The organism is Heliomicrobium gestii (genome assembly GCF_009877435.1).
Lineage (GTDB): Bacteria > Bacillota > Desulfitobacteriia > Heliobacteriales > Heliobacteriaceae > Heliomicrobium > Heliomicrobium gestii.
Genome location: NZ_WXEX01000002.1, coordinates 133689 through 157173, shown reverse-complemented (window position 1 = coordinate 157173; position 23485 = coordinate 133689). Strand labels below are relative to the sequence as shown.

At 48.7% G+C, this 23485-nt stretch carries 20 protein-coding genes; 15 read left to right on the top strand and 5 right to left on the bottom strand.

Features of this window, described 5'->3' with window-relative positions; genetic code table 11:
* Nucleotides 1–10: 10 nt before the first annotated feature.
* The 15 genes from GTO89_RS02705 to GTO89_RS02635 all read left to right on the top strand — a co-directional run bounded on the left by GTO89_RS02705 (nucleotide 11) and on the right by GTO89_RS02635 (nucleotide 17144).
* The gene (locus tag GTO89_RS02705) at nucleotides 11–1705 is read left to right on the top strand and encodes an NAD(P)/FAD-dependent oxidoreductase (protein ID WP_161260538.1); all 1695 of its coding nucleotides are present in this window, start codon (nucleotides 11–13) and stop codon (nucleotides 1703–1705) included.
* A gap of 168 nt (nucleotides 1706–1873) precedes the next feature.
* Nucleotides 1874–3253 carry a phosphoglucosamine mutase gene (glmM, locus tag GTO89_RS02700; RefSeq protein WP_161260537.1) on the top strand — a complete coding sequence of 460 codons (1380 nt, stop codon included), beginning with the start codon at nucleotides 1874–1876 and terminating at the stop codon, nucleotides 3251–3253.
* A 19-nt stretch (nucleotides 3254–3272) separates the two neighbouring features.
* Nucleotides 3273–3485, top strand: coding sequence for a hypothetical protein (locus tag GTO89_RS02695; RefSeq protein WP_161260536.1), 213 nt, complete (start codon nucleotides 3273–3275; stop codon nucleotides 3483–3485).
* 14 nt (nucleotides 3486–3499) lie between these two features.
* Entirely contained in the window at nucleotides 3500–5314 is a 1815-nt protein-coding gene (locus GTO89_RS02690) for a dynamin family protein (RefSeq protein WP_161260535.1), read from the top strand.
* Nucleotides 5315–5335: 21 nt separating this feature from the next.
* The gene (locus GTO89_RS02685) at nucleotides 5336–6892 is read left to right on the top strand and encodes a dynamin family protein (RefSeq protein ID WP_161260534.1); all 1557 of its coding nucleotides are present in this window, start codon (nucleotides 5336–5338) and stop codon (nucleotides 6890–6892) included.
* Nucleotides 6893–6911: 19 nt separating this feature from the next.
* Entirely contained in the window at nucleotides 6912–7244 is a 333-nt protein-coding gene (grpE, locus tag GTO89_RS02680) for a nucleotide exchange factor GrpE (RefSeq protein ID WP_161260533.1), read from the top strand.
* Complete coding sequence (locus GTO89_RS02675) at nucleotides 7225–8400, top strand: Hsp70 family protein (protein ID WP_161260532.1); 1176 nt, start codon at nucleotides 7225–7227, stop codon at nucleotides 8398–8400. Before grpE ends, GTO89_RS02675 begins: the two co-directional genes overlap by 20 nt.
* A 71-nt stretch (nucleotides 8401–8471) precedes the next feature.
* The gene (locus GTO89_RS02670) at nucleotides 8472–9365 is read left to right on the top strand and encodes a TRAFAC clade GTPase domain-containing protein (RefSeq protein WP_161260531.1); all 894 of its coding nucleotides are present in this window, start codon (nucleotides 8472–8474) and stop codon (nucleotides 9363–9365) included.
* Nucleotides 9366–9431: 66 nt separating this feature from the next.
* Entirely contained in the window at nucleotides 9432–10484 is a 1053-nt protein-coding gene (locus GTO89_RS02665) for a hypothetical protein (RefSeq protein ID WP_161260530.1), read from the top strand.
* Between the two features lie 3 nt (nucleotides 10485–10487).
* Nucleotides 10488–11636 (top strand): hypothetical protein, encoded by a 1149-nt coding sequence (locus GTO89_RS02660; protein WP_161260529.1) that lies wholly within the window; start codon nucleotides 10488–10490, stop codon nucleotides 11634–11636.
* 14 nt (nucleotides 11637–11650) lie between these two features.
* Nucleotides 11651–12103 (top strand): hypothetical protein, encoded by a 453-nt coding sequence (locus GTO89_RS02655; protein WP_161260528.1) that lies wholly within the window; start codon nucleotides 11651–11653, stop codon nucleotides 12101–12103.
* A gap of 227 nt (nucleotides 12104–12330) precedes the next feature.
* Complete coding sequence (locus GTO89_RS02650; RefSeq protein WP_161260527.1) at nucleotides 12331–12675, top strand: hypothetical protein; 345 nt, start codon at nucleotides 12331–12333, stop codon at nucleotides 12673–12675.
* Nucleotides 12676–12791: 116 nt separating this feature from the next.
* Nucleotides 12792–14618, top strand: a complete 1827-nt coding sequence (glmS, locus tag GTO89_RS02645; protein ID WP_161260526.1) for a glutamine--fructose-6-phosphate transaminase (isomerizing) — start codon at nucleotides 12792–12794, stop codon at nucleotides 14616–14618.
* A gap of 203 nt (nucleotides 14619–14821) precedes the next feature.
* Nucleotides 14822–16204: an ATP-binding protein gene (locus tag GTO89_RS02640; RefSeq protein WP_161260525.1), complete on the top strand. Its 1383-nt coding sequence runs from the start codon at nucleotides 14822–14824 to the stop codon at nucleotides 16202–16204.
* A 1-nt stretch (nucleotide 16205) separates the two neighbouring features.
* A complete protein-coding gene (locus tag GTO89_RS02635; protein WP_161260524.1) occupies nucleotides 16206–17144 on the top strand; it encodes an O-methyltransferase in 939 nt (312 codons plus the stop codon).
* Here the strand turns inward: GTO89_RS02635 and GTO89_RS02630 are convergent.
* The 5 genes from GTO89_RS02630 to dndB are packed head-to-tail and all read right to left on the bottom strand — an operon-like array spanning nucleotide 17100 to nucleotide 23328.
* Nucleotides 17100–18278 carry a cysteine desulfurase family protein gene (locus tag GTO89_RS02630; protein ID WP_161260523.1) on the bottom strand — a complete coding sequence of 393 codons (1179 nt, stop codon included), beginning with the start codon at nucleotides 18276–18278 and terminating at the stop codon, nucleotides 17100–17102. The two genes, GTO89_RS02635 and GTO89_RS02630, sit on opposite strands and share 45 nt — an antisense overlap.
* Nucleotides 18275–18649, bottom strand: a complete 375-nt coding sequence (locus GTO89_RS02625) for a DndE family protein (protein WP_161260522.1) — start codon at nucleotides 18647–18649, stop codon at nucleotides 18275–18277. The genes GTO89_RS02630 and GTO89_RS02625 overlap by 4 nt, the downstream gene beginning before the upstream one ends.
* Nucleotides 18646–20817 carry an AAA family ATPase gene (locus tag GTO89_RS02620; protein WP_161260521.1) on the bottom strand — a complete coding sequence of 724 codons (2172 nt, stop codon included), beginning with the start codon at nucleotides 20815–20817 and terminating at the stop codon, nucleotides 18646–18648. Before GTO89_RS02620 ends, GTO89_RS02625 begins: the two co-directional genes overlap by 4 nt.
* The gene (dndC, locus tag GTO89_RS02615) at nucleotides 20804–22228 is read right to left on the bottom strand and encodes a DNA phosphorothioation system sulfurtransferase DndC (RefSeq protein WP_161260520.1); all 1425 of its coding nucleotides are present in this window, start codon (nucleotides 22226–22228) and stop codon (nucleotides 20804–20806) included. The genes GTO89_RS02620 and dndC overlap by 14 nt, the downstream gene beginning before the upstream one ends.
* Nucleotides 22228–23328 (bottom strand): DNA sulfur modification protein DndB, encoded by a 1101-nt coding sequence (dndB, locus tag GTO89_RS02610; protein ID WP_161260519.1) that lies wholly within the window; start codon nucleotides 23326–23328, stop codon nucleotides 22228–22230. Before dndB ends, dndC begins: the two co-directional genes overlap by 1 nt.
* Between the last annotated feature and the right edge of the window lie 157 nt (nucleotides 23329–23485).

The window sequence follows — 23485 nt, the reverse complement described above, 5'->3', positions numbered from 1 at the left end:
CCAAAATCGCTTGAAAATCCGTATCGCCAACCTGCGCGCCGGGCTGTCGGAAGACGCCGGGCGCCTTTTGCCAAAAGCGGCCCGCCGGATCGGGCTCAAACCCGGACAGATCGAGCACATGGCGATCCTGCGCGAGGCCGTCGACGCCCGCAAAAAGGCGGAGATCCGCCTCGTCTACACGGTCGAACTGACCCTCAAAGGCGGCGTCAAACCGCCCTTGGGGATCATCGACAAAGACCCTCAGGTCAGCGTCGTCCCGGAGGAGAAACAGACGCCGCTTTTGCGGGGCAACCAGCCGCTGGCGCGCCGTCCTGTCGTCGTCGGGGCCGGTCCCTGCGGCTACTTCGCCGCCGTGAAGCTGGCCGAGGCCGGGTTCAAGCCCATCCTGCTGGAGCGCGGCTATGACGTGGACCGGCGGGCCGCCGATGTGGATCGCTTCTGGGAGACGGGGGAACTGAAGCTCGATTCGAACGTCCAGTTTGGCGAAGGCGGCGCCGGCACCTTTTCCGACGGCAAGTTGACCACCCGCACCCACGACCTCCGCATCAACGAGGTCTTCCAGTGGCTCGCCGAGGCCGGCGCGCCCCAGGAGATCCTCTACAAGGCGAAACCCCATGTGGGCACCGATGTCCTGCGCCAGGTGGTCCGCAATCTGCGACAACGGTTGCAGGCTCTGGGCGGGCAGGTCTTTTTCGGCGCCCTCGTGGAGGAACTGATCCTAGAGAATTCTGCCTTGGGACGGCGGGTGGCCGGCCTGCGTTTGGCGCCGGGCGTAGAGTTGACAGATACAGGGAGCGCCAAGGCCGGACTGCCCCTCTCGGGCACGCCGCAGAGCGGTCTCGAACTGGCGAGCGACCTGGTCATCATCGCCATCGGCCACAGCGCCCGCGACACGGCCAAAAACCTCTACGCCCAAGAGGTCGCCATGGAGGCGAAGCCCTTCGCCATCGGCGTGCGGGTGGAACACCCCCAGGCGCTGATCGACCGCGCCCAATACGGCGAATTCGCCGGCCATGAGCGCCTCGGCGTCGCCGACTACAACCTGCACACCAAACTCGCCGAGGCGGGGCGGACTGTCTTTTCCTTCTGCATGTGTCCGGGTGGAGAGGTGGTGGCGGCGGCTTCGGAAGAGGGCGGCGTCGTCACCAACGGCATGAGCGCCTATGCCCGTGACACCGGTGTGGCCAACTCGGCTCTCGTCGCCTCCGTACACCCTGGCGACTACCCGACGCCGGGGCCCCTCGGCGGGGCGGACTTCCAACGGATCTGGGAGCAAAAGGCCTTTGCATTGGGTGGCGGCGATTATCGCGCGCCGGCCCAGACGGTGGGCGATTTTTTGGCCGATCAGAAAGGCGACCTGGCGGACGCCCTTGTCCAGCCCACCTACCGGCCCGGTGTGACGGCGGCCAATCTGCGCGACTGCCTGCCCAAGGAAGTGGGCGAGGCGCTGGCGGCAGGCCTGGCCGACTTTGGACGCAAGCTCCAGGGCTTTGACCTGCCCAAAGCGATCCTGACCGGCGTGGAAACGCGCACCTCGGCGCCCTGGCGCATCAACCGGGACGAATCGTTGCAGTCGCTGGGCATCGAGGGGCTCTACCCCGGCGGGGAAGGCGCCGGCTATGCCGGGGGCATCGTCAGCGCCGCCGTCGACGGCCTGCGCCTGGCCGAGGCGATCATCGCCACCTACCGGTTGATGGAGCGGTAGCGTGGACAGAGTTGTGCTACCGGCACGGTAGAACCAGTCAGCGCGATGATGGACGGAGACCCTCTTAGAAAAACCAGGTAGAGAAAGAAAAGTGACATAATAAAACAAGAAGATAGTCGTTCTCGGATCGAAAAAGCGGATTAGCCAAAAAGAGAGGGAAATTGAGACGTGGGAAAATTATTTGGAACCGATGGTGTGCGCGGCGTCGCCAACAGTGAACTGACGCCGGAACTGGCCTTTAAGCTGGGACGAGCCGGCGCCTATGTGCTGAGCCAAGAGGCGCCCCATCCCCGCATCGTCATCGGCAAGGACACGCGCATCTCCGGCGATATGCTGGAAGCGGCGCTGATCGCCGGCATCACCTCCGTCGGCGGCGAAGCGTTGCCGGTCGGTGTGCTGCCGACACCGGGCATCGCCTACCTGACACGGAAACTAAAGGCCACCGCTGGCGTCGTCATCTCGGCCTCCCACAACCCCGTCGCCGACAATGGCATCAAATTTTTCTCCGCCTCCGGCTTCAAACTCCCCGACACAGTGGAAGAGGAAATCGAACGGTACGTCCTGGGCGAAAACAACGCCTGTCCCGACAGCGTCGGCGGCGACGCCGAGGGGCATCATGCCGACGGCTTGCCGGCGCCGACCGGCGCCCAGGTGGGGCGCGTCAGCCCAGTGGCCGATGCGGAGACCATGTTCGTCGACTACCTCAAGTCCACCGTTCCCGTCGATTTTAGAGGTCTCAAGGTTGTCGTCGATGGCGCCAACGGGGCGGCCTTCCGCGTCGCCCCCCGCATCCTGCGCGAACTGGGCGCCGAGGTGGTCACCATCTGCTGCGAACCCGACGGCACAAACATCAACGACGGCTGCGGCTCCACCCACCCGGAGAAGCTCTGCCAGGCCGTGGTCGCCCATGGGGCCCACGTCGGACTGGCCCATGACGGCGACGCCGACCGGCTCATTGCCGTCGATGAAAAAGGCCAGATCGTGGATGGCGACCGGATCATGGTCACCTGCGCCTTACATATGAAAGCCAAAGGACAACTTCCCCAAGACACTGTCGCCGTCACCGTCATGAGCAACATGGGCTTGCACCTGGCGCTCAAGGAGGCCGGGATCCGCATCTTGGAGACGAAGGTGGGCGACCGCTACGTCCTCGAAGCGCTCCTGGAATCGGGAACCCTCTTTGGCGGTGAGCAGTCGGGGCACATCCTCTTTTTAGAACACAACACCACCGGCGACGGCGTGCTCACAGGACTGCAACTGTTGACGGTCATGAAAGAGTCGGGCCAACCCCTGTCGGCGTTGGCCGCCCAGATGCGACAGCTTCCCCAGCTTCTCGTCAACGTGCGCGTCAAGGACAAGAGTTGCCTGGACACACCGGAAGCGCAGGCCGCCGTCGAAGCCGGCAAAGCCAAGCTCGAAGGCCGCGGCCGCATCCTCGTCCGCCCCTCCGGCACGGAACCGCTGATCCGGGTGATGGGGGAAGGACCCGACGCGGAGGAACTGAAGCAGGTCGTCGAGGAGATCGCCGACCTGTTCCGGCGGTTCTAAAAAAAACCGGATGTAAGCGTTGCCTACAATGATCATCGGATATATCCATTTGCCCCTGCTGGGAATAAACCGGCAGGGGTTTTTTATTAAAAACTTCATTGGGATAGAATCAATGACAAAAAAAGCAGGAGAATTTATGACAAAATCGAAGAGGGGAAAAGAGTTGGTATATTTACCACTAGACAAAAAAGGTTATATCATTGTCGAACCCGATACCCTAGCAAAGTGGTGAAAGGTGATGTTGGGATGAGCACCTATCAAGTACTCAAAGAGAAGACAATCATTCAACTCGACAAAACAATCGCTTTCACGAAGCATCTTGCCAAAGACAGCCTTGTGGCGGAATTGCAAATCGCCAAAGATCGGCTTCATTCGGATACGTTGACAGTGGTTGTCGCAGGGGAATGCAAGCGAGGGAAATCGAGTCTGGTCAACAACCTCCTTGAAGAGGTGATTTGTCCCGTAAATGCGGCCATCACAACCTGTCTGGTCTCTACCATACAGTACGCCCCTCAGGAAAAAGTGAACGTACATATAAAACAGGACGATGCAGAGGAAATCGAGACGATCGGAAGGTCCGAAATCCAACAGTATGCCACACAACAGGAAAACCCCAACAACAGGAAAAATGTTGCGAGAATCGATATACAAATACCGAATCCCCGCCTGTCAGACGGGATCGTCTTTGTTGATACGCCGGGTGTGGGAGGACTGAACGCCAGTCATACCAGCGCGACCTATACCTTTATTCCCAATGCCGACACCGTATTGTATGTCTGTGACGCCACAAGCCCCTTATCGAACAGCGAACTCGAATTTATCAAGCGTGTCGCCAGAGATTGCAGCAATCTGATTTTCGTCATCACCCGCAAGGATCAAGTCAGCGACCTGGAAAGCGTCGTTTCGGAGAACAGGAGCAAACTGGCGAAAACGCTGAGCAAATCTCCGGAAAGCCTGACCATCATCCCCGTATCCAACCTGGCCAAAGAAAACTATTTACTCGATAGAGATGTGGAAGATTTAAAAGATAGCAACTTTGAAGAACTGGAAAATACGCTGTGGAAATTTCTCCAACGAGAGAGAGGACGCATCATCCTCTCGCGAGCGATCGCCTCGATGGTCCAGGCGATTATGGCGTTGAAGATCCCGCTAGAAAGGGAACTTGACGTCTGCTCTTCTCAGAACCAGGCACTCATCGAACAACAACGGGCCGATCTGAACGCCAAGTATCAATACCGGCTCAGCCTGATGTCGAACCGGGCTGAATGGCAGACAAAGCTAAACCTGGGGATTTCGAAAATCAAGATCAACACGCAACATCGCATGAGGAGCGGCTTTACCGCTGTCCATACCACAATGCAGCAATATGTGAAAGATCGGCAGCTCCAAGGCAGGCCCGACGAGATCGCCGCGTTATTGGCAGCCGAGATCACCGCGTTGATGAGCCAGATCGACCATTCCTTAAACGAACAGGCTGGGACGCTCTATCAGGAACTCATTCAAGACACCGGCTTGGGTCTCACCTTCAGTGAGTATCGTAGCAGCGGTGATGTCGACTTTGACGACAGCGTGTCTCTCGAAAGCAGACAGGGCCTGCTCTCCAAGGTGTTTACCGTAGCGAGGCAAGCCACCTTTAACGGAACGGTGGGCGGTGGCATCGGAAGCCTCTTTCCGGGACCGGGCACCGTCATCGGGGCTGTCGTCGGCTTGATCCATGGACTCTTTGACGGGATAAAACAGATCCAGACCAACGACCGCAATTTTACGGCGCAGCAGCTCACGAATCATTTCAGGCCCCAACTGACACAAGCCCAAAATGACTGCGATCGCAACATCCAATTGACGCTGGCCAATATGGAGACCGATATCCGCGAGGAGTTTCGGGTCCAAGTCGAACGGGAGATTCGAATCTGTGACGAGTCCATCGCCGCGATGGATAAAGCGCAGAAGGCCTCCGCAGAAGAGGCAAAAAAGCGAGCGATGGAAATACAACGCTTACTGGCGCAGCTTAAGGAGTTGTATCTAGCGATTCAGGCGATTGCCGGTCAGCTTAACCATTGAATGGGTCGGTGAATCAGAACGATGGAACGTTTACGTCAGCAGGCAGAGGCGTTGCTCACAGATGCGCTGAGACAGATCACCGCCTATCCGGAATTGCACAGGCTTCAGGCAGGCCTGAAGCAAGCCCTGGCGGATCTGGATGGACCGATGAGAGTCGCCATCGTGGGCAAGCTGAAAGCCGGAAAATCGACATTGATGAACGCCTTCCTGGGTGAACAGAAGGTGCCCACCGGCGCGACGGAAATGACCTTCAATGTAAACTGGTTTCGTTATGCAGAAACACCGGAGATCACCGTCGTTTTCAAAAATGGGCAGCAAACTGTCTGCAATTTTGAGGAACTGCAGGATCTGACCATACGGAATTCAAACAAAGGCGACTTCATTCGGAATATCAAACATATCAACGTCGGGTACCCGAACGAATTGCTCAGGAAGTTTCATCTCATCGATACGCCGGGGTTGGATTCCTTTTATGAGGTTGACGCCAAAAATACATTGGATTTTCTCGGCATCGGCTCAGACGAAATCGAAAAATGGACCATGTCTGCCGCCGGAGACGCCGATGCCATCGTGTATCTGTTCAGCAGGACATTAAGCGAATATGATCTTTCGGTCTTGCGACGTTTTCACGGCGGCGTCTCTCAGATGAACGCGACCAACTCGATCGGCGTGTTGACCCGGGTTGATGACTATTTCCCGCAGGAACAGGACGCCATCGGCAAGGCGAGAGACATTATCGATTCAACCGCCAATGAGCAAGCCGTCTTGAAAAAGTTGTTCTACACGATAAAACCGATCTGCGGAATCCTGGCGCTGGGCGCACAAACCATGACCAGGGAAGACTTCGCTCTTTTGAAGCGCATCGCGGCGTTTCCCGCCGAAATCCTGGACCGCTCGGTTTGGCGAAAAGGCAAAGAGGCCTTCATCACGCGCAGCTTTGACACACTGCCCGATTTCCCCGTCAAAGAAGAGAGAGCCCGCCTTGCCGGCAAGCTGGGGATGTACGGCATTAAGTTGGCCTGCGATAAAATCCGAGAAGGCGTTGATTATGAGGGCGTAAAAAAATACCTCTTCGAGGAAAGCGGCGTAGAACACCTGCGCCAGATCCTGATCTCCCACTTCGGCAACCGGTCCTTCATCATCAAGTTGAGCAAAAGTTTGAGGGACCTGCAAAAGATCTGCTTCATGGCGAGACAGGGCGTCTCGGGGAAGGCGTCCGAGCATGTGGAGGACGTGGAAGCCAAGATCGCTTCCCTCATCGCGAAAAGACACGAATTTCGAGAGCTGCAGGTTCTCCGCCTCTATTATGAACAGGCGCTTCCCTTCAATGAACAGGAGGTGCGTTGGATCCTCGCTGTGACCGGCGAGTGGGGCGGCAGCATTTTTCAGCGTCTTGACATGCCGGAAGGCGCCGCTTTTGAGGAGCTTCAAAAGCAAGCGGAGCAGCGGATGAACTACTTTCAAAAGAAAGCGAGAACATCCTTTTTCATGAACCGGCAGGCCCAAGATGCTGCATCGACCATCGCCGATTCCTTCGCGTTGCTGCTGCAGCATCTGAAACAGATCAATTCGTTTTAACGAGGAGTGGAGGTTGAAGATGACAACGCCTGTACAGCCGGACACCCTCGAGGAGATGCTGGCGTTGCGCGATTACTGCTACGCCGCCTGTGAACAAGGAAGCGCCGCGGAGGCGCGGATCGCGAAGACGGTTTTCGACTGGTTGGGGAACATCCTGCGCTCCATGGACGTAGAGACCATTCTGAAGGACGGAAAATTTCAGCCAGGCGCGCAGCATATCGTGGGAAAAGTCCCGACGGACTCTCCCGAACAGGATTTAGTCATCAAAAGCACGATTCGTCCAGGCTACCGGTTGCGAGAACGATTGATACGCGCCCAAGAGGTGGTTGTATATGGCTATGAAGCCGAGTGAGTTTATCCTAGGGATTGATTTTGGGACATCCAACAGTTGTGCCACACTGCGTCATCCCAACGGGGAAATCGAGATCATCAAGAGCGACGAATATGAAGAGATGTTTCCAAGCTGTGTTTTTTTGAACAAAGAAGGCAAGCTCGATCTCGGCCTTTTGGCGGAACAACAGGCGCTCAGTGAACCGAGCCGATTCCGCGATAAGCTGAAGCGCGATCTGCTTGAAGACAAGCCCATCTTCCTTGGCAGCCGGAAGTACGAACCCTACAAGCTTGTCGCCCAACTCCTGGCCTATGTCAAGGAAACGGCCGAAAGAAACAGGGGGAGGATCGAGCAGGTCGTGTTAACGGTGCCTGCCGGTTATACGAGCAGGGAAAAAGGGCTCATGAGACGCGCCGCCACGGAAGCGGGGTTTCGAGAAATTGACCTCTTGCCGGAACCGGTCGCTGCGGCCATGTATTACGCCCAGAGAGAGAAGAGCGACCTCGAGAAGGGCGATTACGCATTGGTATACGATTTTGGCGGCGGCACTTTCGACGTGGCGCTGCTGGAAAAGACGGAGACGGGCTATCAGTTTCCCGGCGTCCAAGGATCGCTGAGCGACTGTGGCGGCGTCGACATTGACATCTTGATCTATCAGAGAATCCTCGCCCACTGTGGCGAAGAGTTCATCAACCGGTTGCAGTCCAGTGATTCTGACGCGGAAATCCGCCTGCATTACGAACTGTTTGATGTGGCTCGCAAAAGGATAAAACACAATCTGACGACGAAGACGGAAGTCTTTACGATGCTGCCCTACGGACTGCCTGTCGATTCGTTTTCGATGAAACGGGTGGAATTGAATCAGCTCATCGAGCCGCTGCTGCAGAGGACCATCCAGTGCTGTGAACAGGTGATCGCCGACGCGGGGCTGCAACCGGAGGATATCTCTTTGGTGCTGCTGGTTGGCGGCAGCAGTTTTATTCCCTTGGTGCGCCAGTTGCTGGAGAAAACCTTTGCTTGCACCGTTGTGTTGGCCAAAAAACCCCATTTGGCCGTTTGTCAGGGCGCCGCGCTGTCGATTGAACCGGCGCCCGTTGAAGAAGCAGCCCCTTCTCCTCAACCGCGAGCCGATCGATTTATGGCCATTCCCTATAACCCCAACAAGGGCTTTTTCTAAAAAACCGCGAGGCAAAAGATCATACCCATGAACGCAGTCAGGAAGGCAGCGGCCCGGAAAGGGGACTCATGATGAAGGTCGTTATGCTGGGATATTCCGGCGCGGGGAAGACGAGCTTGATCTCGTCGATGTACGGGAGATTTCAACAGCCCATAGAAGGGGTAACCCTGTCGACGGCGTCGAATCTCCATAAAAAACTGATCCATTCGTATGAACAGTTGAAAAAGGGCGCCTATCCGCCCCTTTCCCTGTATGTGGATTCCATTGACATGAACCTGTGCTACCAAGGCCGCCAGATCATGCCGTTCACCATGGTCGATTATCGAGGCGGGATTCTCACAGAGTTGGAGAGCTCGTCGGAACAGGAACAGGTGTTGACAGATATCGCGAGCGCGGACGCCGTGATCTTGTTCATCGACAGTCACAGTGTACAGAACAATATCTACTCTGATTTTGAAACGGCGCTGCTGTCAGACCTGCTGGCATCGGCCTTATCTCGATGCAATTATCGCAAGTCTGTCGCCATCGTGTTCACCAAATCCGATATGGTGGACGAGGGATCTTTTTGGAGAGTGCGAAGACCCTTTGAAGATTTGATTGATAATTTGTTTGCCAGCGAGAATGCCGTCGTGACGGTATACCGGACGGCAGTCGGCAAAAAGATGATGAACGTTGAATACCCGATGGCGTTCAGCCTGTGGTCGATTGCTGTTGATCAATACAATCAGGTCGTGGAAAGGCACAATGAAGTGGTTCATGACGCCAATCGGTATAATGAAAAAGCGGGAATCACTGATTGGTTCATGTCCAAGTTAAATGACGAGCCTACCTACGCTGAACTGAGAGACGATAAGCTTGAGAGATTGAAAGAAATCGAAGAAGAGATGAATCGGCTGAAGTGTGTCTATAAAAACTTGAACGCCTATATGCGTGCGCAGAAGTTCCCCGATTTTAATTGGAAATAAGGACGATCGTTCCGACCAGTGTCGAGAATGAAAAAGTGGATAGACGACGAAAAGGGGGCTGGAATCGTGAGCACACTGCCCGATGTAAAAGTTGGCATGATCGGTGTTAGCGGTTCAGGAAAGACCTGGTTTATGACAGGGATGTTCGCGACCATGTGCAGGGGTGTCCATGGCTTTACCCTGAACAGTAAAAAGTTTCAACAGGGGCTTCGATTGAACTCCATCTGGAAGGCGATGGTGGAAGGCGGGGAAAAGCGAAATAACCCCACATCGAAGGAAGAAGACTGGAGGTTCGACTGTTGTCACGCCTACCGGGCCATTCTCGGCTTTACCCTCAAGGACTACCGGGGCGGCCTGCTTGTCGGAGACAGCGATGAGGATGACATCGATAGTTTGGTGAATTATCTCTGTGAGTGCTCCTGCATTTTTCTGATGATTCCCGCCAACATGTTAAACCGCAACCTGCCCGATTACGAAGATGTTCAATTTACCGCCCTTGCCATAACCCAGATCCTGACCGAATACGCCGGTAAAAATCATAAGAAATGCCCGATTGTACTGATGATCACCAAGAGCGACAAGCTGATCGTTCCGGGCGATCCGAAAAGCACAGAAAGGAACTTTGAACTCGCCAAAAGAACGCTCATGGAACAGGTCGTAGAGCCCCTCTTTGTGAATAATTCCGATTGGCCGGTCTTTATCTGCCCCGTTTCCTTGGGCGAGGAACTGAACGGCGATGTGCTCAACGGAAGAATCGATCCGATTAACATCCATTTGCCGATGCTGTACGCCATGAGCATCGCCTTAAAACAAGCGATTGACATTAAGAAGGACGAGTATAATCGACTGGTGAACTCGGCATCCAATGCCAAAAGAGTCGCCAGCGAGTATAAATCGGGTAACGCCGTCCGCAGATGGTGGTATAGCGAGGAAGCGGAAAGCGCTGATATGAGCGCAAACCAACATATGTCGAACGCGAGCGGTGTAAAGAGTGAACTGGAACGCTGTGAAAGCGACTATCATTTATTGGTGGACACCCTTTCCAAGGGGCGAAATTGCTACTTCTATTACAACAGCACCCAGAACATCTCGATCGAAGAATTGTTGAGGAGAGTTTAGCCGATGAGTAACTGGTCCCCCCTGATCTATGCTCGGACGAAATTCGTCGATTTCAAGTGGCACGTTCGTCCGAATGATTTTCAAGACGAACAGATGAGGTGGGTGAAAAAGTTTATCATCCCCGTTATGCCGAGCACGGGAGATTCCTTGCCGGCGACGCCGGTTGTGACGGCTTTTTGCAACGGTACATACACCTGCATCGGTTTGGTATGTATGGCCAGGGAGCTGGCCAGTGATGCCCAATACACCGTTGACCAGTTCACCAGGTCCTGTTTCGCTTTCGTGGGGTTCGTTGCCAAAGCGCCTGTAAGCCAACTCCCGCCATTGTTTTCGCAAGGAGAAGACCAGGCGGTCGCCTATGACCTGTCCCTCTTTCAGGGGCTCTACCGGGAGTACGTTGAAGGGGTATGGGAAAAGGACAATTATGAGATCGAAATGAACTGTCTTCGAAGAGACGCCTATACCCATGTCATCGAGGGGCAACAGCCGCCGGCGCGCCAGGGCAGCCCCTCCTCTGACGTGCCGGGCCCGTTGAATCATGATGAAAATTACCTCCAGGTGTTCCCGGCAAGCGATCCTCAGACGAGGGCGCTAGACCACCGGTTGATCGAGATGTTCATGGAGCAGAAAGGGGCCCATACATCCCTTTGTCTCAACGCCTTGAACAAGGACAACATTGTCGAGAGCCAATACATGAACGCTTCTTTCATTCATGCCGGCAAGAGTGAAAGAATTTCTCGAAACCGGGTGAAGCCGGGTGAGTCGACGGTCGATCCGCTGGGTCGCCAAGTGGCGCAACCGGTGTCGTCTTCGAAGGGGCAGGAGGGGTATGCCCCCTATGGGGCGGTCGCACAAAATAAACAGACCGGTGGCCGATCAAAACAAGGCCATGCCATGTATGAGCAACGGGGATATGATCAACGGGGACAAGTCGCACCGCCGATTCCGGCACAGCCTTCGGAATACGCGCACCAGGAAAAACGGGGCTTTAAGGGTTTTCTCAAAGATGGCATAGATATCTTTCGAGGGTTTGGAAAAAAGGAGAGTGAAAAAAAGTATAATCAGAACAGCACCCCCTACGATCAAAAAAGAGGCACAAAGGAAGTCGTCTCCAAGCCGAATGATCCCGGCATGAACGACAAGAAGGTGTAAAGGAGGGTATTTTCATGAGTTGGGGTTTTGACGATGACGATCTGATGGACAATCACGACCATCAACCGGTGGGGTTCGAGGATGAAAACGGAATGGGGCACTGGCGCAACCATGATGGTTTGCACGACGGCAGTTTACCCCACGATAACTTTACCTTCGAATCCCCCTTCGCCGATGCCGGATATGAAGGGCATTCCGATCTGATGGGGGCAAATCACGAGATCTTCGACTCGCATTTGAACGATCCGGCGGCTGCGCCGCCTCACACCGGTCCATTGCCCAGCACGGGCACAGCGGAAAACATCCATGTGGACGCCCATCCGATTCATTCCGGTCATGGCGGTCATGAATCATCTTCAGGTGATGTCGCGTTTACGGGCTATACGTACACGGGACCGAATGGGGAACAACTGTACAAAGCCGGAGATGGCCATGTCTACGATATAGACGGAAAAAAAGTCAAATAGCTTGGAGCGCTGAGGCGGCAGGCTACTGTGGTCCATTGGCCGACATCGATGAAGAACGGTGTCGGCTTTTTTGCGGCGCGACCTTAGGCCAGAGGGCCTATTTTTCATCGGGAGGGTTGCGCCGGACAGGCCTCGCTGATACAATGATCATGACTCAGAATAGGGCCGCGAAGGTCAGATGACTGAACGACAAGTGAATCGCACAGCGCCAGAACCGGCGGATCATCATGATAGCGGATCGCAGTTTCCTTCATATCCAGCCTAGGCAGCGCAAAGGGCGCGTCGCAGGCAGCAGAGTACATAGTGAAACGCGATTTCCAGTCAGCCGGTTGACGAGGCAGGGGTTTATCGAAGTTTTCGGCGGGTGCCCCTCGGCCGCTCACAGCCGCAGCCAAGCCACAAATCCCGGGAGCAATCGCGGGGACAAAGGGCTGGTGGTGAGTGTCGGGATCGATCTGTGCCTTTCGGCCGCCAACACTCTCGTGATGAAACGTGACGAAACGAACGAGAGCGGCGGCTTTTTTGCGCCCATTTTTCGAGTCGAGCCCTTCCCGGCCAGCAGCGTCACCTGAATTGCTTTCGACAACAGCAAGGAGGTGCGCATTGACGGAGTGACACCCGTCGCTGGCTCCGGTGAACGCGGCAGGCACAGTCCCTGGCATCGGAACGAAGAGAGGAGAAATCACTCATGTGCGGTATCGTTGGTTACATTGGCGGCAAAGCCGCCGCCCCGATCTTGGTGGAAGGTCTCAAAAAACTGGAGTACCGCGGCTATGACTCAGCCGGCGTCGCCGTTATGGAGTCGGGCAAGATCGAGGTCCGCAAGGCCAAAGGCAAACTGGCCGTCTTAGAAGGCCGGCTGAGCTGCTGCAACTTCGGCGCTCAGATCGGCATCGGCCACACCCGCTGGGCCACCCACGGCAAACCGTCCGATGAGAACTCCCACCCCCATCAGGACTGCCAGGGCGACTTCGCCGTCGTCCACAACGGCATCATCGAGAACTTCCAGTCCCTCAAAGAAGACCTCATCGCCAAAGGACGCACCTTTAAATCGGAGACCGACACGGAGGTGCTGGCCCACCTCGTCGAAACCTTCTACGAGGGCGACCTGGAAGCGGCCGTCCACAAGGTCGTCGCTGCCATCGAAGGCTCCTACGCCATGGCCTTCCTTTGCCGCCATGAACCCGAAAAAATCGTCGCCGTCCGCAAAGACAGCCCGCTCGTCGTCGGCCTCGGCGACGGCGAATACTTCCTGGCCTCCGACATTCCGGCCATTCTGGCCCACACCCGTCGCACCTTCATCTTGAACGACGGTGAGATGGCCGTCCTTACCGCTGAAGGCGCGGTCATCAAGACGGCAGAGTCTGGCGAGGTCATCGCCAAAGAGGTCTTTGAGGTCAAGTGGGACGCCGTGGCGGCCGAAAAAGGCGGCTACGACCACTTCATGATCAAGGAGATCTATGAGCAGCCCAAGGCGTTGCGGGACACCATCAAGGGCCGCTTCAATGAAGACGGCGTCAACCTCGATGAAATCGGCATTGACAAGGAACTGCTGACCAAAGCCAACAAAGTGGTCATCGTGGCCTGTGGCACCGCCTACCACGCCGGCCTCGTCGGCAAATACGTCATCGAAAACCTGGCCCGCATCCCCGTCGAGGTGGACATCGCCTCCGAGTTCCGCTACCGAAACCCGCTCATCAACAAAAAGACCCTCGTCATCGTCGTCAGCCAGTCCGGCGAGACGGCGGACACCCTGGCCGCCTTGCGGGAGGCCCAGTCCAAAGGCGCTAAAGTCCTGGCCGTCACCAACGTCGTCGGCTCCACCATCGCCCGGGAAGCCGATTCGGTTCTCTACACCTGGGCCGGCCCGGAGATCGCCGTCGCCTCCACGAAAGCCTACACGACCCAGCTGGCCGCCATGATCACCGTCGCCCTGGCCCTGGCCCAGTGCCAATGCGCATTGCCCTGCAGCGAGATCAAGGCCATCGCCGAGTCGCTGAAAGCCATCCCCGGCCAAGTGGAGACGGTGCTCGCCCAGGCCGACAAGGTGAAGGAGATCAGCGAACAGATCAAAGGCTGGGACGATGTCTTCTTCATCGGCCGCAGCATCGACTACGCCGTCGCCCTGGAAGGCTCCCTGAAACTGAAGGAGATCTCCTACATCCACGCCGAGGCCTACGCCGCCGGCGAACTGAAACACGGCACCCTGGCATTGATCACCGACAACATCCCCGTCATCGCCCTGGCCACGCAGGAGCAGGTTCTCGACAAGACCGTCTCCAACATCCAAGAGGTGAAAGCCCGCGACGCTTACGTGATCGCCGTCGCCCAGGAAGGGAACAAGGAGATCGGCAAGTTCGCCGAACACGTCCTCACCATTCCCCGCACCCACGCCGCGCTGACGCCGATCCTGGCCGTTGTGCCGTTGCAGATGCTCGCCTACTACACGGCTGTGGCGCGGGAGTGTGATGTGGATAAGCCGAGGAATTTGGCGAAGAGTGTGACGGTGGAGTAAGGTTATTGTTAATAAATATTAGATTCCTTTAACAAGAATAAAAATGACGAGAGCGTAACATAGCTCTCGTCATTTTTTAAAAAATGGTGTGTATTAATAACTAGAAAATACAAATATAGTTAAATATCGTAGAGAGTCTGAGCGAAAGGTAAATTGAACTATTCCTATCGTAGGTTGTGTGATTCTTAGTAGCAGAATAATACTTGAAACTATTTGAGAAATATGGTAAAATAATAACAATATATTCGATAAAGGAAGGAAGATTTATCTTGAATAAGATAAATGCGAGTCCCTCAAAAGGTTTTTTTATCTCAATGATTTCCAGAGATATCAATGTAAATGATGCAATTCTAGAATTAGTAGATAACTCCGTTGATAGTGCGATTAAGCATAGCAATAGCCATATAGGTTTTAATGATTATCGGATAAAAATAACAATTTCTGGTAATATGTTTGTAATTGATGATAATTGTGGTGGGATGTCCTTGAATACTGCAATAAATCAGGCTTTTACTTTTGGAAGACAAGAAGATGCTGAACGGATTGATTTCTCAACAGGTGTATTTGGAATAGGAATGAAGAGAGCTTTGTTCAAAATGGGGAGGAAATTTAGAATTAGTTCCTGTGATGGAAAACACTATTTCGAAATAGATATAGATGTTGATGATTGGGAAAAGGATGAAAAATGGAATTTTGAGTTTAGAGTGGTAGAGGATTATTCTAAAGAAAAACATTTAATAGGTACTAAAATAGAAATAACAAATCTTTATGAAGGGATAAAAACTGATTTTGAAAGCTACGCGTTTTTATCGGAATTAGAGTCTAAATACAAGGCATACCTTGCCTCATATTTAGAAAAAGGGTTGCAGGTAATGATCAATGGAATAAAAATTATGCCCTCTTTAAATTCCTTGATTAAAGATGAAAACTGCAAACCTGTTTTTGAAGAGTTTAGTCGAGTTATGAACGGAACAGAGGTAAAGGTTGGGATCGTTGCCGGAATGAGTGATAAAGGGTTTCCTGATGACGCTGGTTGGTATATTTATTGCAACAATCGTCTTATAGTGGTAGCAGACAAATCAAATAAGACAGGGTGGGAAGAAGATAATACCCCCAAATTTCATCCTACGTACGCAAGGTTTAGAGGATTTGTTTTTTTTGAGTCGAAAGATGCAAGAAACCTACCTTGGAATACTACGAAAACTGGAATAGACACATCATCACCGATATATATAGCTGCCAAAAAGCGAATGAAAACGGCATTTGCGAAGGTTTCTGATGTATTGAAGAAGATAAAGAATATTGAGAGTGAACAAAAAAGAGAAGAAGTGGAAGAAATTATAGACTCGATGGAAAAATGTCAAGTAAGTGTATCGAACTATAAAGAAATAACTACCGGTCTATCTTCTGAATTTGTCACAAAATTTACCGAATTTCCCAAAAAAAGTACGAATCCAGAGGTTAATATTAGTTATAAAAGGATAAGAAGCGATGTAACAAAAGTAATGAGTGTCCTAGGAGTTGAATCTTACAGAAGTGTCGGAGAATTAACCTTCCAATATTTCTTTGATAGGGAGTGCAACTAGAATGTCGAATTCTGGAGAGAAGATAGATTATAGTCTTAGGCCGGCAAAGTGTATAGAAAGAAAGATGATATGTGACGTACTCAACTTGTTAAGGGGTTTTTCTGACATACAAAAATATAGGTATATTGGATTTGGATCTTTTTACTTTGTTGACTTCACATTGTTTCATAAAGAACTTGGCATTAATGATATGGTTAGCATTGAAGGAAATGATAATATAATTTCCAGGGCGGAGTTTAACAAGCCCTATAATTTTATTGATTTACATCAAGGTTTTTCTACTCAAGTTTTGGAAATTGAAATTCCTTGGACGGAAGACAAAAAGAGTATTATATGGATGGATTATGACTCTACGATTGAGAGATATATGCTTGATGATATAGAAATAATCTTTGAAAGAGCAGTACCAGGTAGCATATTCTTGATGACTTTAAACACTAGTATTGGGAGGGCCGGAAACAGGTTAGAGTTTCTAAAAGAAAAATTAGAAAATAAATGTCCGATCGGGTTACAAGAAAATAGATTTATTACTAAAAACGATGCTTATAATTTTATGTACGATTTAATCAACAATAATATTGTTACGCAATTGAGAACAAGGAATTCAACTATTAATGAAAAGGTAATGTACCAGCAGTTGTTTAACTTTAGGTACGCTGACGGAGCGCCCATGTTAACAATTGGTGGAATTATATATAAGGAAAGTGAACAAAATTTACTTGAGAAATGTGATTTATTCCGATACGAGTTTGTTAAAACTGATGAAAATCACTTTGACATAACAGTGCCGTGTTTGACACTTAAAGAAAAAATGGAAATAAACAAGAACCTGTATTCCTCAGATAACAATTTATCTGATATATTAAAAAAAGAGGATATTCAGCAATATCAAAGGTTATACAGGTATTTTCCTCATTACTTCGATGCAGTTGGTATATGAGGAGTATTTGGATAGATTAAAGCGTACTGCATAATTACTATTCATAGAATTATGATCTTCTACTGAACAAGCAGAACCTGTAGAAGCTGCTATCCCGCTCTCTGCTAACTTCTTCACAAATAATTCGTTATTTATCCCTGGGATATTTATACTTATTAACCCGGGGATTTTCATTTCCTGGTGACCGTTAAATGTAGCATTGGGACACTTATCGATTATTAAACTCTTAAATCTATGTTCCAAATCAAGTATATAAGGAATATATGTTGTCATATCGCGTTTAGCTATTTCTGCAGCTTTACCAAAACCTACAATGTTATGGACACAATAAGTTCCAGCACGGTATCCGTCTTCCTGAGATCCTCCATGAATGAATGCTGTAATGCTAGGTCGTAATCCAATCTCGTTACACCGCATGAAACAAGCCCCAACTCCTTTGGGACCGTATATCTTATGAGCCGAAAATGATAGAAAGTCTACGGGTAATCTTTTTACGTTTATAGGAATCTTACCGAGCACTTGTGTGGCGTCAGAATGGAAAAGTACACCTCGTTCACGACATATCTCTCCCAGAGCTTCAATATCGTTTAGAGTACCAGTTTCATTATTTCCCCAGATAAGTGATACCAGGACAGTTTGCTTGGTTATAGCCGCTCTTAGAACGTCGGGTTCGACCTGACCAAATTCATTAACCGGTAAGAATGAGACATGATAACCTCGGTCGATAATGCGAACTGACCTTTTACCGGGCCGCAATCGGTTTTTCTCTACGTTAAGGGTATTGCTCTCATAACCTGCTAAGAAACGACACGTATTTAATACAGATTTATGTTCAACTTCTGAAGTGATAAGGTGGTTGCCTGATATTTCTATGTATTTTTTGTAGTCCGCTACTCCCTTGATGATCATATTGTTGCTTTCAGAAGCGCAGCTTGTAAAAATAATCTCCCTAGGATCAGCGTTGATTAACGATGCTACTTTTTTGCGACTCTCTTCAACTGCTTCCTTAGCGTTAATCGCTAATGAGTAATACTTGCTTGATGGATTACCAAATTCCTTCTCTAAAAAGGGAAGCATGGCTTCTCTTACTTCCGAATCAATAGGAGTTGTCGCGGCATTATCCAGGTATATCATATAGAGTCTCCCTCCAGCCCTGCCAAGTTCAAGATAAAATCATTTCCATAACGGAACTGATTGTGTAGCAGGATAGAACCATGATCAATGTATGCTTTAACGTACGTGGGAAAGTAATCGTCTTCGCATAAATGGTTGCCGCAATGTTGCTCGATCAAACATTTGTACATGGCATCGTACTCACCGGTAATTGTTTGCCGGTTTAAATCCAGACCATTTGTATCTGTACGAAAAGAGAGGCTATCAAAATTACTGTTTAGTGCAATGGCAATAGCGAGCTTCGCTAAAGCAAAGGGTTTAAGTCCAGTTTTTTGGCCAATCTCAGTAAAGCAATCCATAGTTTTTTTTGAAGTCTTCAAACGAAAAATCATGCGGTCACCTCAAAGAAATATCTTTCTTCAGTTACAGTATTTTTTTGTTTCTCTGAGTAACAGAGAGTATATTCTTTGGCGATAAAAGGCTTTAACAGGGCATAGTACTCTTCGTTTATTTCGCTATCGGTAGACAGGATTATTACTTGGTGGCTGAGTGTAGGAAAAAACTGAGTGGTTATATGCTGACGATGTTTTTTGTCAATTCGAGCATAAGGAGTATCAATAACAAAAGGGATTGATTTATTGGCTACTTTTATAAGTGACCAATATAAAGCCATAATATAAATTTGTTGCTCGCCTTTTGATAGAGAATTAATATCTACCTTAATAGGAATAAGAAGATTATCTGTTGAGAGGCACGACTTTAATCGATTTTCAAGCTCTGTAGGAGTTTGGAGTTTCAACTTATCGCATAGAACTGCAATACAACGACTCCCTAAAACTGTTTCAAAACCATCTAATCCTAGCTTTGATAATATGTTTCGAATTTCGTTTATTGATTTTAATTCATTTCGATAAAGGGTGACATCAAAGTCTTTCGATACATAAACCTCATCTGCCAATGTGTTTTTCGACATCAGCTGGTTAAATATATACCAAAAACTTTCACGAAAAAGAGTGACCTCTGGTGCTAAAAGTTCTGGAATCAATTCATTTATGATCATTTGTGTTCTAAGGCAAAGCGAAACCATCGATTTTTCTTTCCGCACCTTGGTAAGAGACATGATGCATCGCTTCAACTCGGGTTTAAGCGCATCCGACTCAACTTGTTTTGTCTGAAGCGTATTGGTAAGTTCAAGCCTATGTTCTTTAAGTTGATGAATCTGCTCGTCAAGAGATTGTACTTCGGCAGCAAGTAAGCTAATTTCATCGTTTCCCTCTACTACTTCCAGGCGTTGTCGAAGTCTTGTAGTGTTTTCTAGGGAACAACGAATTGCTTCTTTGCATGAGCGTATTTCCTCAACTGAATGATGTTCTATGTTATCTATCAACTGACGGATATTTTTTAATGTATCCGGAGATAGATCGTGAATAGGCGTAAAGTCATTTATATTAAATGCGAATGGCGGACGAATTCGCCTCATAACACCATTAGCAAGTTTATGAGCTAACGATTCCGATATAGTGCACAAGTTCAAATCCATAGATAGTTCATCACGCAGAATCGAGGCAAAAAGAGAAGGGTTTAATATCTCAGTAATTACTTTATACTGTTTGAAATACTCTTCTTTATCAAGCTGTTCTTTGAGCTTTGCTATTAGCGGGGATACCATTAAGAATGGCAAAGTATCATTAGCGAAACTTCTTAACCAATCGTGTTTTTCTTCGCGAAAACGTTCCTCCTGAATTAGGGAAGCCTTTAATTCAGAAAGTTCTAGAGCTTTAAGACCGCCTGCATTTTTAAATCGATTATCGACTGAAGAACGCTGTTCACTTAGCGTGTCAATTTGATTATTAATAGATTGAATTAGCTGAGTTAACTGTTCGATTTCTTGCTTAAGAGTCGCTTCTTGGTGACAAAGTGAAAGATAAAGGGATTCTTCGGCACTCGAATCAGTGTTTACAAGTTTTATAATATTACGTTGCAAATGTGTTTGGATTATGTCAAATGTGTCATAGTTCTTAAGAATATTAAGCGATTCTTTTATTTTCTTACTTACGTTACCTTCCATAAAAAAGTTGCCTATTAGTTCTCCGTCGAAAAAAAACAAGTCAAACAATTGAGGTGGCATAACATTTTTAATATAATTTTCGAAATATAGCACTTCGTCATTGCTTAGTTCAACTGAGTCTCTTAATATTGTTGTTAATTCACCAAGCTGTTTACGTTTAAATTTCCATTCGCGACGTATCATATACGTAGCGACATGACGCTCTTCCTCTAGTTCTACTGACAATTCAATATAGGAAATAAGATTTTTTTTAGATAATGAGTTATTATTTATCCGTATTTGGTCTAAGTAACTTTGGGTGATTGATTTATATCCAAACGCTAAATGCCCGTATAAAGCAAGTTTAATAGCAGTAAAAATCGTAGTCTTTCCGGACCCATTTCTTCCTCCGATTAAAATAACATTCCGATTTTTGTCTGTAAGAGAAAAATCGAAGCTAACTGCATTTTCGAAAGAGCCAAAATTACATATGGTTAAATTATTGATCTTCATTGCGCAACCCCTTTGTCATTTCATTATAATGTAGCCAAGATTCATTAAGAGTACGAAAAATATTTTGTGTTAACGCAGGACGGTGGGTATAATGCTTGCACTGATTGACATTAACTATTAGCTTTTTTATTAATTCATGTGGAATGTTATCTTCGTTAATAGATTCTCCTACTGTAAAGCGTTCTTCTAATAGTGAAAGAACACGTTGGTCAAACAGCGGTTTCTTATATTTATCCCAGGGTAATTCCTTGTTGTAGACTTTTTTATATGTATCTACAAGCATTCGCCTCGTGAGGTCACCTTCATTATCCCACATTTCATCGATTTTCCGTAGTTCATCCATGGTGATAAGCTGAATAACGGATTCAGAGTCAACTCTTGCATTAACTACTTTTTCTGTTTCAAGCAATTTTTCAAGAATGATTTGTCTCGCCTGTAACGTAAAGGGGCCAAAACCGAAGCTGCCATCGCTACGCTTATATACGGTTCCATTCCTTCGTTTAGTATCTCGAAATGAAGGGTTATCACGGTTGGACATTAACCATGAGCGAAAATTCAGAAGCGGTTCTAACCATGATTCACCGCTTTCAATAAAGGCTTTAAGTGATTTATCTTCTTTAACCATTGTGCAACACCAGCAACCGAATCGGGAATTTCCGCAGGAAGGAACATCTTTACCGTCTTCTTTTGAACTTATTGTAAAGGGGCATTCTCCTCCGTCGGAGCTTTTGTATAGTGAGAAAAGATATTTATTATTAGTCCCCCAGGGAGATACGCCACCTTCATCTAATAAAATGTTCCAGACCTCGTCAGTAGATAAATCTACAATTGGGTTGTACACATATGCTCCATTAATAACTTCGTGGCGATTTAATAGCAGACCATCAATCTTACGTTTTCCGATTCGCTGAGCTCTTGCAGTACTCTCACCTTTGCGAACCCCTAACAGAATAATAACTTCGCCATTATCTTTTATCGTGTCCTTAATAAATTTGTTTGATGGGTCAATTTTTAGACGCTCTGTACACCACCTAAACCCAGGCGGTTCGGGAGTCGGATATCCCAATCCAACTAATAACGTCCAGAAGGTATTGTCTATTCGTGGATATACCATATGCGTAGAAATATTTAATCGCTGTCTTTTAGCGCTTAACCCCATTTCTTTTGACATGGTTCGAAGATAATCGATGATTATGGGGTTTTCTACCATAGTATCTGATGAAACAACGTAAACTTGTTTAGTTCGTTTACCCTCAGGTAAACGTTGTATAAACTTGAAAACTAATTGGCAGACTAGAGTTGAATCTTTTCCCCCTGAGTACCCGATAATCCAGGGGCGTTCATCATGAAAATACAGGTCTTCCATGGTTTCGAGAATTGGTTCCATCAGATGAAGTGTTGATTTTGACATTATACTTCTCCTGCTTTCTCGTAATGAGCGAGATGTTTTTTTTCGGTGCTATAGTCTTGGTCTAAAAGAGGAAGGTTAAGTAATCGCTTAATATGAATATAAGTTAGAATTGGACTATGTTTGGTCTTGAGAATGCCTCCTTGGGGGGATATAGCGCGTCCCACCCAATCTACAGTATTGGAACGTTTCCAATTTATTTTGTTAAGGCGACAAATATAGTTTTTCAAGTTATTCCTTTCATTTTGATAGATATAGTTGCCTAATAATCCCAAAGCATCAAGTACTACTCCGTGGGCGTGTATATAGTTTTTGCGTAGCTCTGTTGCCTTCAATTGTTTGCTTTGTACATCTTTCCATTCAATAATCGTCTCGCTAAGAAGACTCCAAAAGGCTCTTACGAAATGAATACCATCGTCAGTGATCTTTTTATCACGTTTTTTTCCGAGAATACGTTCTACCGAGTTGTAAATATTAGTGAGAGTAAATATCTGAGGTGCAAGTGCGGAAAGGTTGTCCGCATCTTTGCTTGTATTATCACGGAGGAGAGGGATTTCTTCGACAATCTCACGGACTACTGTTGATAAAGGATCACGTCCATCATAAAAGATACCGAGTGACCTAGATGTATTTATCGCGTGCTTATTAAGATCGGCAAACATCTGTTGGCATCTTTTGAGGCCAAGATCATAGAAAAAGACCACAGAAATGGTCTCGCTGGACAAACCGGGATTATCTTTAATTGCTTCTTCAATTGCCGCTCGTCTGTGCTGACCATCGTTAATAAGGATACGAGAGTTCATAGCAATAGAAAGAGTTCCTACTGAAGGGGAAAAGTGTGACGGAGCAAATATCATCTCGCCATCGACAGATGCTGCGAGTGATGAGAAGACATAATCTTCTGGGTTTTGAGCGATGTATCGCGTTATTGAGGGTATACGATTTTTATTTAAGATTCGTTGAGCGCGAAACTCCGGAAGAAGATCTTCGTCGGGAAGTTGAAACATTTTTGATAACATTCCCAGAGGACACATGGCGACGTAGTAATCACGAGTTGCTTGTATGCCTTTGATCGCGGGAAAGACAAACATAAATTCACTCATACATGTACCTCTTACGTACGTAAATTTCAATTGATCTTATAGTAAAGCATGAGAGGAATAACGTCAATTTAATCCATTGCTTTTCTAATAACTTAACTATAGTTTATTAGGGTTTTAAACGTTAGCGAGAAAAGGAATTGTCCCTACCATTATCGAA

What these genes read in the sequence shown, in the direction of transcription:
- GTO89_RS02690 (WP_161260535.1), top strand. Translation starts at nt 3,500, where the DNA reads ATGAGCACCTATCAAGTACTCAAAGAGAAGACAATCATTCAACTCGAC.
- GTO89_RS02685 (WP_161260534.1), top strand. Translation starts at nt 5,336, where the DNA reads ATGGAACGTTTACGTCAGCAGGCAGAGGCGTTGCTCACAGATGCGCTG.
- grpE (WP_161260533.1), top strand. Translation starts at nt 6,912, where the DNA reads ATGACAACGCCTGTACAGCCGGACACCCTCGAGGAGATGCTGGCGTTG.
- GTO89_RS02675 (WP_161260532.1), top strand. Translation starts at nt 7,225, where the DNA reads ATGGCTATGAAGCCGAGTGAGTTTATCCTAGGGATTGATTTTGGGACA.
- GTO89_RS02670 (WP_161260531.1), top strand. Translation starts at nt 8,472, where the DNA reads ATGAAGGTCGTTATGCTGGGATATTCCGGCGCGGGGAAGACGAGCTTG.
- GTO89_RS02660 (WP_161260529.1), top strand. Translation starts at nt 10,488, where the DNA reads ATGAGTAACTGGTCCCCCCTGATCTATGCTCGGACGAAATTCGTCGAT.
- GTO89_RS02655 (WP_161260528.1), top strand. Translation starts at nt 11,651, where the DNA reads ATGAGTTGGGGTTTTGACGATGACGATCTGATGGACAATCACGACCAT.
- GTO89_RS02650 (WP_161260527.1), top strand. Translation starts at nt 12,331, where the DNA reads ATGATAGCGGATCGCAGTTTCCTTCATATCCAGCCTAGGCAGCGCAAA.
- glmS (WP_161260526.1), top strand. Translation starts at nt 12,792, where the DNA reads ATGTGCGGTATCGTTGGTTACATTGGCGGCAAAGCCGCCGCCCCGATC.
- GTO89_RS02635 (WP_161260524.1), top strand. Translation starts at nt 16,206, where the DNA reads ATGTCGAATTCTGGAGAGAAGATAGATTATAGTCTTAGGCCGGCAAAG.
- GTO89_RS02630 (WP_161260523.1), bottom strand. Translation starts at nt 18,278, where the DNA reads ATGATATACCTGGATAATGCCGCGACAACTCCTATTGATTCGGAAGTA.
- GTO89_RS02625 (WP_161260522.1), bottom strand. Translation starts at nt 18,649, where the DNA reads ATGATTTTTCGTTTGAAGACTTCAAAAAAAACTATGGATTGCTTTACT.
- GTO89_RS02620 (WP_161260521.1), bottom strand. Translation starts at nt 20,817, where the DNA reads ATGAAGATCAATAATTTAACCATATGTAATTTTGGCTCTTTCGAAAAT.
- dndC (WP_161260520.1), bottom strand. Translation starts at nt 22,228, where the DNA reads ATGTCAAAATCAACACTTCATCTGATGGAACCAATTCTCGAAACCATG.
- dndB (WP_161260519.1), bottom strand. Translation starts at nt 23,328, where the DNA reads ATGAGTGAATTTATGTTTGTCTTTCCCGCGATCAAAGGCATACAAGCA.